Annotated in this window: 7 protein-coding genes and 1 pseudogene; 6 read left to right on the top strand and 2 right to left on the bottom strand. The window is 72.1% G+C overall.

Annotation, left to right across the window (positions count from 1 at the left end):
- From AAG801_RS37115 to AAG801_RS37090, 6 genes and pseudogenes are all read left to right on the top strand, one after another.
- Positions 1-318 (top strand): DUF2868 domain-containing protein (locus AAG801_RS37115; protein ID WP_341892928.1); only part of this gene is annotated, 318 nt, incomplete at its 5' end.
- Positions 311-1,675 carry a GTPase/DUF3482 domain-containing protein gene (locus tag AAG801_RS37110; protein WP_341892927.1) on the top strand — a complete coding sequence of 455 codons (1,365 nt, stop codon included), beginning with the start codon at positions 311-313 and terminating at the stop codon, positions 1,673-1,675. The genes AAG801_RS37115 and AAG801_RS37110, both read left to right, overlap by 8 nt.
- 120 nt (positions 1,676-1,795) lie before the next feature.
- A pseudogene (locus AAG801_RS37105) lies at positions 1,796-2,217 on the top strand (TerC family protein); the annotation flags it as partial.
- Between the two features lie 137 nt (positions 2,218-2,354).
- Positions 2,355-2,813, top strand: coding sequence for a hypothetical protein (locus AAG801_RS37100; protein ID WP_341892926.1), 459 nt, complete (start codon positions 2,355-2,357; stop codon positions 2,811-2,813).
- A complete protein-coding gene (locus tag AAG801_RS37095; RefSeq protein ID WP_341892925.1) occupies positions 2,810-4,171 on the top strand; it encodes an SLC13 family permease in 1,362 nt (453 codons plus the stop codon). The genes AAG801_RS37100 and AAG801_RS37095 overlap by 4 nt, the downstream gene beginning before the upstream one ends.
- 110 nt (positions 4,172-4,281) lie before the next feature.
- Positions 4,282-5,523 (top strand): glycerate kinase, encoded by a 1,242-nt coding sequence (locus tag AAG801_RS37090; protein ID WP_341892924.1) that lies wholly within the window; start codon positions 4,282-4,284, stop codon positions 5,521-5,523.
- On the opposite strand, the gene AAG801_RS37085 is transcribed toward AAG801_RS37090, so the two are convergent.
- Together AAG801_RS37085 and AAG801_RS37080 are read right to left on the bottom strand one after the other, a co-directional pair.
- On the bottom strand, positions 5,468-6,862 hold the full coding sequence (locus AAG801_RS37085) for an efflux transporter outer membrane subunit (protein WP_341892923.1): 1,395 nt from the start codon (positions 6,860-6,862) through the stop codon (positions 5,468-5,470). The genes AAG801_RS37090 and AAG801_RS37085 overlap by 56 nt on opposite strands.
- Positions 6,859-9,443, bottom strand: a 2,585-nt coding sequence (locus AAG801_RS37080) for an efflux RND transporter permease subunit (protein ID WP_341892922.1), incomplete at its 5' end; no start/stop codon positions are given. The genes AAG801_RS37085 and AAG801_RS37080, both read right to left, overlap by 4 nt.

Raw genomic sequence — 9,443 nt, 5'->3', positions numbered from 1 at the left:
CTCGCGCAGGCGGCATGGGCGCAGCGCATCGACGGCGGCAGCGACGAGCGTCAGGCGCTGCTGCAGCGCCTGGCCGCCACGCCGCCGGCCCGGCTGATCGTGGTCTGCCACGCGCCCTCCACGCCCGACCGCGGCACGGTGCGCTTCCTCGACGGCTTGCGCGCCAGCGCCACCGCATTGCTGCTCGCCCCACCCGCGCAGGCCGAGGCCGGCGCGGCGCGCTGGCGCGACTGGCTCGCCGACGCCGGCCGCGGCGACCTGCCCATCTTCACCGACGCCGAGGCCGCGTTGCGCTGGCGCGGCGCTGCCCATGGCTGAGCCGATCGGCATCGCCGTCGTCGGCCACACCAATGCCGGCAAGACCTCGCTGCTGCGCACGCTGACACGCCGCCGCCAGTTCGGCGAGGTGTCGCCACGCCCGGGCACGACGCGCCACGTCGAGTCGGTCGACCTGGTCATCGACGGCGCCAGCGCACTGCGCTTCTTCGACACGCCCGGCCTGGAGGATCCGATCGGACTGCGCGACGCGCTCGGCCCGCTGCATGCGGACATGACGCCGCCGCAGCGCATCCGCGCCTTCCTCGCCACCCGCGCCGCGCAGGAGAGCTTCGAGCAGGAGGCCAAGGTGCTGCGCAGCCTGCTCGACATCGACGCCGCGCTGTTCGTGATCGACTGCCGCGAGCCGGTGCTGGCCAAGTTCCGCTGCGAGGTGGAGATCCTCGCCTCCTGCGGCAAGCCGGTGCTGCCGGTGCTCAACTTCGTGCGCGACCCGGCCTCGCGCGAGGCGCAGTGGAGCGCGCTGCTGGCCGACTTCGCGCTGCACGCGCAGGCGCGTTTCGACGCGGTGGCGCCCTTCGACGGCGCGCAGGCGCAGCTCTACGCCAGCCTGCAGGTGCTGCTGCCGCAGCGGCGCGTGGCGCTGGAACAGGTGGCTGCGTTCCTTGAATCCGAACGTGCCGACCGCCACGAGGCCGGGCTGCGGCTGATCGCCGACACCCTGCTCTCGCTGGCTGCGATGCGGACGACGCTGTCGCGTGACGAGGTCGAAGCGGCGGCACTCAAGGCCGCGATCGTCGAACGCTTCCGCGACGCGGTGCTGCAGCGCGCGCGCCGCGCCGTGCAGGACCTGCTCGACGTGCACGCCTTCGCGCGCGACGACGCCGAGCTCGCCATGCTGCCCTGGCTCGACGGCCGCTGGGCCGCCGACCTGTTCCACCCCGAGACGCTGCGCGATGCCGGCGCGCGGCTCGGCAAGGGCGCGGCCATCGGCGCGGGCATCGGGCTGGCGGCCGACGTCGCGCTGGCCGGGCTGTCGCTGGGCAGTGCGGCGGCGCTCGGCGCGGCGATCGGCGGCGCCGCCAGCCAGGGCTTCGGGCCGCTCGGCCGGCGGCTTGCCAATGCGCTGCAGGGGCGCCACGAGCTGTCGCTGGAGGACACGGTGCTGACGGTCGTCGCGCAGCGCCTGCTTGCGCTGCACGCGGCGCTCGGCGCGCGCGGCCACGCGGCGAACGAGCGCATCGACCTGGAGCGCGGCGTGCTGCCCGCGGCGCAGTTGCAGGCGGTGTTGCGTGCGCTGCAGCCGGCGCGCGCCCATGCGGCCTGGGCCGAGGGCGACTCGCCACGGCGCGAGGCGACGCTGCGCGCGGTGCTCGCGGCGCTGCGCGCAATCGGTTGAAGGGCCGGAGGGCTGGCAGGGTCATGCGCGGCCGGCGCCCGGTACGCGGCTGGCATCGCGCCTCACCAAATACATCGAACGGTGAGGACGATCATGATGGAGTTGCTGAGCGACCCACAGGCCTGGATCGTCGGCCTGGTGGCGCCGCTGTTCACGGTGCTCGAATAGGAGATCTCCGGGCGCGACCTGATCCTCATCGTCGGCGGTCTGTTCCTGGTCTGGAAGGCGAGGCCAGCAGTGCGGTGAAGGCCACCTTCACCGCCGTGATCCTGTCGGTGGCGCTGATGATGCTGTTCGCGCGAGCGATCGGCGAGTTCGTCCCGGCGCACCCGAGCATCAAGATGCTGGCGCTGTCCTTCCTCGTCGTCGTCGGCGCGGTGCTGATCGCCGAAGGCTTCGACAACCACGTGCCCAGGGGCTACGTCTACTTCGCGATGGCCTTCTCGGTGGCCCTCGAGATGCTCAACATCCATGCGCGCAAGCGCCGCGCCAAGCCGGCCGCGCTGCACAGCCCCTACCGCGAGCCGGGCGCCGGCAGCTGAGCGGGCGACGCCCGTTCCGGGCGGCCGTTCATCTGTGCGGCGATGGCAGCCTCGGCGGCACGCTGACGTGCGGGCATGTATCGGCGGCGCACCCGCGCGCTCTGTGACCCATCACCCACGATGACACGGAGATCGACATGCCCTCATCCCTCCGCCTCCCGCGGCCCGACAGCACCGCAACGGCTCGGCGCCTGGTGCTGCTGCTGGCCCTCGGCCTCGGCGCCTGCGCCGGCCAGGCGCCGGTGGTCTACTCGAAGGCCGCCGACTCGATCGTGATGAACGAGCGCACCCGCCGCGACGTCGCCGACTGCGCCCGCCTTGCCGACGCGCGGGTGGGCCGCAACGGCATGACGGCTGCGTCGGTGGGTTCGAAGTCTGCCGGGGCCGGCGCGGTCGGCTTCGTCGCCACTGCGGTCGGGTCGGCGGTCAGCAGCAGCAAGAGCGCCTGGGAGCGCGCCCGTGTGGCCGCCGCCGGCGGCGCGGCGGGCATGGCCACCAAGCTGCTGCTGGAATGGAACGAACCGGACGAGGTGTACCAGGGTTACGTCGAGCGCTGCCTGGAGAACCGCGGTCACGACGTGCTCGGCTGGCGATGACCTTGCGCTGGCGCTGGCCGCTCGCCGCGGCCTTGTTCGCCGCGCTGGCGGCCGCGCTGCACTTCGGCCTGCCCGGGCTGGCGGCGCCGGCGCGCGGGGCCCTGCTGGTGTTCGGCGCAGCCATCGTCGCCTGGACCGTGCTCGACCTCGACGAGACGCCGGTGGCCTTGCTGGCCGTGCTCGCGCTGCTGGCCAGCGGCGCCACGCCGCTGGAAGACTTCTACGCCGGGCTCGGCAACGAGTTCATCTGGTTGCTGATCGGCGCCTTCGTCATCGCGGCGGTGCTCGCCGCCAGCGGCCTGGCCGAGCGCTGGGCACTGGCGCTGGTGGCCTCGGCGCGCACGCCGGCCGCGTTGATGCGCCGCCTGAGCCTGTTCATCATCGCCACCGCCTTCGTCGTGCCATCGACCTCGGGCCGCGCCGCGCTGCTGCTGCCGGTGTTCCTCGCGCTCGCCCGGGCGCTGGCCGAGCCGCGGCTCGCGCGCGCGCTGGCGCTGCTCTTTCCCAGCGTGATCCTGCTGTCGGCCTGCGTCTCGATGCTCGGTGCCGGCGCGCACCTGGTGGCGTTGGACATGATGCGGCAGCTCAGCGGGACGGCGCCCGGCTTCCTCGGCTGGATCGTGCTGGCGGCTCCGTTCGGCGTGGCGTCGAGCCTGCTGGCCTGCGAGCTGATCCTGCATCTGTTCCTCAGCGCGCAGGAGCGGCAGCGCGCACTGAGCCTGCCGCCGGCGCCGCGCATGCCCATGACCCGCGCCCAGCGCGCCGTCGCCGCCATCGCTGCGCTCACGCTGCTGGGCTGGGCCAGCGGCGGGTGGCATGGCATCGATGCGCCGCTGGTCGCCCTGTGCGGCGCGCTCGCAGTGACGTTCAAGCCGCTGACCGGCATGGACCTCAAGTCGGCGCTTGCGAAGGTCGAGTGGAACCTGGTGATCTTCATGGCCGCCACGCTGGTGATGGGCGAGGCGCTGCTGGCCAGCGGTGCGGCCACGGCGCTGGCCGAAACGCTGGTCGCCTCGCTGTCGCTGCAACGGCTGCCGCCCTGGAGCGAGCTGGTGCTGGCCGCGCTGATCGCCCTGCTCGCCCACCTGGTGGTCACCTCGCGCACGGCGCGGGCCACGGTGCTGATCCCCACCGTGGCGCTGCCGTTCGCCGCGGCGGGCAACGACGCCTCGCTGCTGGTCTTCCTGGTCGCACTGGGCAGCGGCTTCTGCCAGACGCTGACGGTCAGCGCCAAGCCGGTGGCGATGTTCATGCAGGGCGGGCAGCAGCACGCCGCGCCGCGCGACCTGCTGCTGCTCAGCGCCGCGCTGCTGCCCGGGCTTTGGCTGCTGCTGTCGCTGTGCGCCGTCGTGCTGTAGCCGCTGCAGGGGTTGGGCTGACGAATCCTGCGGTCCGCATGTATCAGCCGGGCCGCCCGGCCCTCGGTGGAAGACGAACAACTTCCGCCCGGCGGACATCTGGAGCCACCATGCCCAAGCCCAAGCAGCGTGACCTGTTCAAGCGGGGGCGCGCGATGACGGTGCTGATCGCTCCGTCGGGATTCAAGGAGAGCCTGAGCGCCGAGGAGGTCGCGGAGCACATCGCCGAAGGCGTGCTGCGCGTGATGCCCGGTGCGCGCGTGCTGAAGGCGCCGATGGCCGACGGCGGCGAGGGCTTCACCGCGGCGCTGGTCAACGCCACCGGCGGCAGCCTGCACCCGGTGACGGTGAGCGGCCCGGTGGGGCAGCCGGTGCAGACCTCGTTCGGCCTGCTCGGCGCTCGCGCGCAGCGCACCGCCGTGATCGAGATGGCCGCAGCGGCCGGCCTGCGCCTGGTGCCGCGCGAGCAGCGCAACCCGATGCTGACCACCAGCCGCGGCGTCGGCGAGCTGATCCGTGCGGCGCTGGACGCCGGCGCGCAGCGGGTGCTGCTGGGATGCGGCGATTCGGGCATCAACGACGGCGGTGCCGGCATGGTGCAGGCGCTCGGCGCCCGGCTGCTCGACGCACAGGGCCGCGAACTCGGCGCCGGCGGCGGCGAACTGCTGCGCCTGCATCGCATCGACCTGTCGACGCTGGACCCGCGCCTGACGCAGGTACAGCTCGACGCCGCGGTGAACTGGCACAACGTGCTGCTCGGCGAGCGCGGCGTGGCGCGTGTGTTCGGCCCGCAGAAGGGGGCCACGCCGCAGCAGGTCGAGCTGCTAGAGCAGGCGCTGGAGAACTGGGCGCGCTGCATCCACGCGGCCACCGGCCTGGCCTTCGGCACGCAGCCCGGCAGCGGCGCCTCCGGCGGGCTGGGCACCGGCTTCGCGGCCCTGCTCGGCGGCAGGCTGCACCCGCGCTACGACATCGTGATGCAGTACCTCGCGCTGGACAGCCTGATCGAGCAGGCCGACCTGGTGATCACCGCCGAAGGCAGCCTCGACGAACAGACCCCCTACGGCAAGGTGCCGGCCGAGGTCGCGCTGCGCGCCAAGCGCCGCGGCCTGCCGGTGATTGCGCTGGCCGGCACGATCGGCCGCGGCGTCGAGATCAACCTGCAGCACGGCATCGATGCCTTCGCCAGCATCCTCAGCCGGCCCTGCACGCTGGAGGAGGCGATCGCGCAGGCCGGCAAGCTGCTGGTGCGCTCCGCCGAGGACGCGCTGCGCATGATCTCGGTCGGCCTGGCGATCAGCGCGACGCGGCGGGCGGTTGCCAGCCGCCGCCCAGCACCTTGTACAGCGTGACTGCGTTCTGCGCCGACTGCGCCTGCAGCTGCAGCAGGGCCTGCTGCGCCGCGAACAGCGAACGCTGCGCGTCGAGGAACTCGAGGTAGCTGGAGGCCCCATTGCGGTAGCGCAGCTCGGCCAGGCGGCTGCGCTGCTGCTCGGCCTCGAGCAGGCGCCCCTGTGCACGCAACTGCTCGCCCAGCGTGGCGCGGCCGGCCAGCGCATCGGCTACCTCGCGGAACGCGGTCTGGATCGCCCGCTCGTACTGCGCGACGGCGATGTCGCGGTTGGCCTTGGCGAGATCCAGGTTGCCCTGGTTGCGGCCGGCGTCGAAGATCGGCTGGATCAGTTGCGGCGCGAAGCTCCACGCGGAATGACCCGACTTGAACAGATCGGACAGGTGGCCGCTGGCCTGGCCCGCGCTGCCGGTCAGCGTGATGCGGGGGAAGAAGGCGGCGCGCGCGGCGCCGATGTTGGCATTGGCAGCGATCAACTGCTGTTCGGCCTGGCGCACGTCGGGCCGGCGCACCAGCACCTCGGAAGGCAGGCCCACGGGCAGCTCTGGCAGGCCGGCGGCCGCATCGAGCGCAGTCGCCGCCGGCAACTCGTCCGGCAGCGACTGGCCGAGCAGCAGCGCCAGCGCGTTCTGGTCGAGCGCACGCTGGCGGGTCACCTGCGCGACGCTGACCCGCGCCGTCTCGAGCAGCGACTCGGCCTGGCGCAGGTCCAGCTCGGAACTCGCCCCACTGTCGAAGCGCAGCTTGATGAGGCGGTACGAGTCCTCGCGCGAGGCCAGCGTCTGCTGCGTCACGCGCAGCAGTTCGTCGTCGGCGGCCAGCGCGAGCTGCGCGTTGGCGACGGCGGCCACCAGGCTGATCTGCACCGACTTGCGAGCCTCCTCGCTGGCCAGCACCTGCGCGGCGGCAGCGTCGCTGAGGTTGCGCAGGCGGCCGAACAGGTCGAGCTCGTAGGCGGTGACCTGCAGGCCAGCGGTGTACAGCGAATTGATGCCGCCAGCGGCGGTGGGCTGGCGCGAGCCGGTCAGGCCGGCGTTGAGCGTCGGCCAGCGGTCGGCGTCGCGCACCGCGGCCTGCGCGCGGGTGGCCTCGATGTTCAGCGCGGCGATGCGCAGGTCGCGGTTGTTGGCCAGGGCCAGCGCGATCAGGCGCTTCTGGCGCTCGTCGGTGAAGAAGTTCTGCCAGTCGAGATCGGCTGCGGGCGTGGTGGTGGCAGCCGAGGCGGCCGCCGCCGGGAACTGAGCCGCCACCGGGGCTGTGGGGCGCTCGTAGTCCGGTGCCAGGTTGACGCAACCGGCGAGCATGGCTGCGGCGGCGCCGAGGATCAGACGCGGATTCATGCGTCCTCCTTGCCGGCCGCCGCCGCGTCGGTGCCGATCGCGTGGCCGTGCGCGGCATCGAAACGCCGCTGCCGTTCGCTGCCCTTGAAGATGCGCCGCACCACGACGAAGAACACCGGCACGAAGAACACCGCCAGCGTCGTCGCCGTCAGCATGCCGCCGAACACGCCGGTGCCGATGCTGTGCTGGCTGGCCTTGCCGGCGCCGCTGGCCAGCACCAGCGGCAGCACGCCGAGGATGAAGGCCATCGAAGTCATCACGATGGGGCGGAAGCGCAGGTGCGCCGCTTCCAGCACCGCGTCGACCACGCTCCTGCCCTGCGCCGCGAGGTCCTTCGCGAACTCGATGATCAGCACCGCGTTCTTCGCCGACAGGCCGATGATGGTGATCAGGCCGACCTTGAAGAACACGTCGTTCTCCAGCCCGCGGAAGTTCGCGCCGAGGATCACGCCGAGCACGCCCAGCGGCACGACCAGGATCACCGCCAGCGGGATCGACCAGCTCTCGTACAGCGCCGCCAGGCAGAGGAACACCGACAGCAGCGAGAAGGCAAACAGGATCAGCGCCGTCGAGCCCGACAGCTTCTCCTCGCGCGACAGACCGGTCCACTCGTAGGCAAAGCCGGGCGGCAACGCGGCCGCCAGGCGCTCCATCTCGGCGATCGCCGCGCCGCTGCTGACGCCGGGCGCCGGTTCGCCGGCGATGCGCAGCGTCGGGTAGCCGTTGTAGCGAACCGTCTGCATCGGGCCGGTCACCCAGCGGGTGCTGGCAAAGGCCGACAGCGGCACCGGATTGCCGGCGCCGTTGAGCGCATTGATGCGCAGCAGGTCTTCCGGCTGCATGCGCGCCGGCGCGTCGGCCTGCACGACCACGCGCTGCAGGCGGCCGGCGTTGGGGAAGTCGTTGACGTAGGACGAACCGAGCGAGGTCGACAGCGCACTGTTGATGGCCGCGAAGCTGACGCCGAGTGCATTCGCCTTGTCGCGGTCGATGTCGAGCTGCAGCTGCGAGGCGTCCTCCAGGCCGTCGGGGCGCACGGCCACCAGCAGCGGGCTCTTCTGCGCCGCGGCGAGCAGCTGGCCGCGCGCCGCCAGCAGCGCCGCGCGGCCGTTGCTGCCGCGGTCCTGCAGGCGCATGGCGAAGCCGTTGGCGCGGCCGAGGTCGCGGATCGCCGGCGGGCTGACCGGGAAGATGATCGCGTCACGGATCTTGCCGAGCGCGCCGAAGGCGCGGCCCACCAGCGCCTGCGCCGAGTTGGCCGGGTCCTTGCGCTCGCTCCAGTCCTTCAGCGTCACGAAGGCGAGGCCGGCGTTCTGGCCGCTGCCGGAGAAGCTGAAGCCCATCACGCTGACCATGTTCTGTACCTCGGGCTGGGCGAGCATGTACTGCTCGACCTGCTGCATCACCGCGAGCGTGCGGTTCTGCGTCGCGCCTGGCGGCAGCTGCACGTTGACGATGATGTTGCCCTGGTCCTCGTTGGGAATGAACGAGGTCGGCAGGCGGCCGAACAGCACCACCACCGCGCCGATGATGGCCACGTAGATGATCATGAAGCGGCCGGCGCGGCGCAGGATGCGCGCCACCCAGCCCTCGTAGCTCTTGGCCGTGCGCGTGAAGCCGCGGTTGAACCAGCCGAAGAAGCCGCCCTTGGCGTGGTGGTGGCCCGCTTCCACCGGCTTGAGCAGCGTGGCGCAGAGCGCCGGCGTGAGCGACAGCGCGAGGAAGGCCGAGAACGCCACCGAGGTGACCATGACCGCCGAGAACTGCCGGTAGATGTTGCCCACCGCGCCGCTGAAGAAGGCCAGCGGCACGAACACCGAGATCAGCACCACGGTGACGCCGACGATCGCGCCGGAGATCTGCCCCATCGCCTTGCGCGTGGCCTCCAGCGGCGGCAGGCCCTCGGTGCTCATGATGCGCTCGACGTTCTCGACCACGACGATGGCGTCGTCGACCACGATGCCGATCACCAGCACCATGCCGAACATGGTCAGCACGTTGATCGAGAAGCCGAGCGCGAGCAGCGCCGCGAAGCTGCCGAGCAGCGCGATCGGCACCACCAGCGTCGGGATGATGGTGTAGCGGATGTTCTGCAGGAACAGGTACATCACCAGGAAGACCAGGATCACCGCCTCGATCAGCGTCTCGACCACCTGGCTGATCGAGATGCTGATGAAGGTCGAGCTGTCGTAGGGGATGGTCGCCTTCACGCCGGCCGGGAAGTAGGGGCGCAGCTCCTCGAGGCGCTTCTTCACGGCCTTGGCCGTCTGCAGCGCGTTGGCGCTGGGCGCGAGCTGGATGCCGATGCCGGTGGACGGTTCGCCGTTCAGCCGCGTGCGCACGCTGTAGCTCTGCGCGCCGAGCTCGATGCGCGCCACGTCGCGCAGCCGCACGGTGGAGCCGTCGGCGTTGGCGCGCAGCACGATCTCGCCGAACTGCGCGGCCGTCTCGCGCTGGCCCTTGACGACCACGGTGGCGAAGATGCCCTGGTCGGTGGTGTTCGGCAGGTCGCCGATGGTGCCGGAAGAGACCTGCGCGTTCTGCGCCGCGATCGCCGCATTGACGTCGGCCGCCGAGAGCC

The organism is Variovorax sp. YR752 (assembly GCF_943372545.1).
This window is presented reverse-complemented; position numbering and strand designations above follow the sequence as displayed.

Bases quoted from the DNA above. Each gene is read 5' to 3' on its own strand.
- AAG801_RS37090 (WP_341892924.1), top strand. From the start codon at position 4,282: ATGCCCAAGCCCAAGCAGCGTGACCTGTTCAAGCGGGGGCGCGCGATG.
- AAG801_RS37085 (WP_341892923.1), bottom strand. From the start codon at position 6,862: ATGAATCCGCGTCTGATCCTCGGCGCCGCCGCAGCCATGCTCGCCGGT.
- AAG801_RS37110 (WP_341892927.1), top strand. From the start codon at position 311: ATGGCTGAGCCGATCGGCATCGCCGTCGTCGGCCACACCAATGCCGGC.
- AAG801_RS37095 (WP_341892925.1), top strand. From the start codon at position 2,810: ATGACCTTGCGCTGGCGCTGGCCGCTCGCCGCGGCCTTGTTCGCCGCG.
- AAG801_RS37100 (WP_341892926.1), top strand. From the start codon at position 2,355: ATGCCCTCATCCCTCCGCCTCCCGCGGCCCGACAGCACCGCAACGGCT.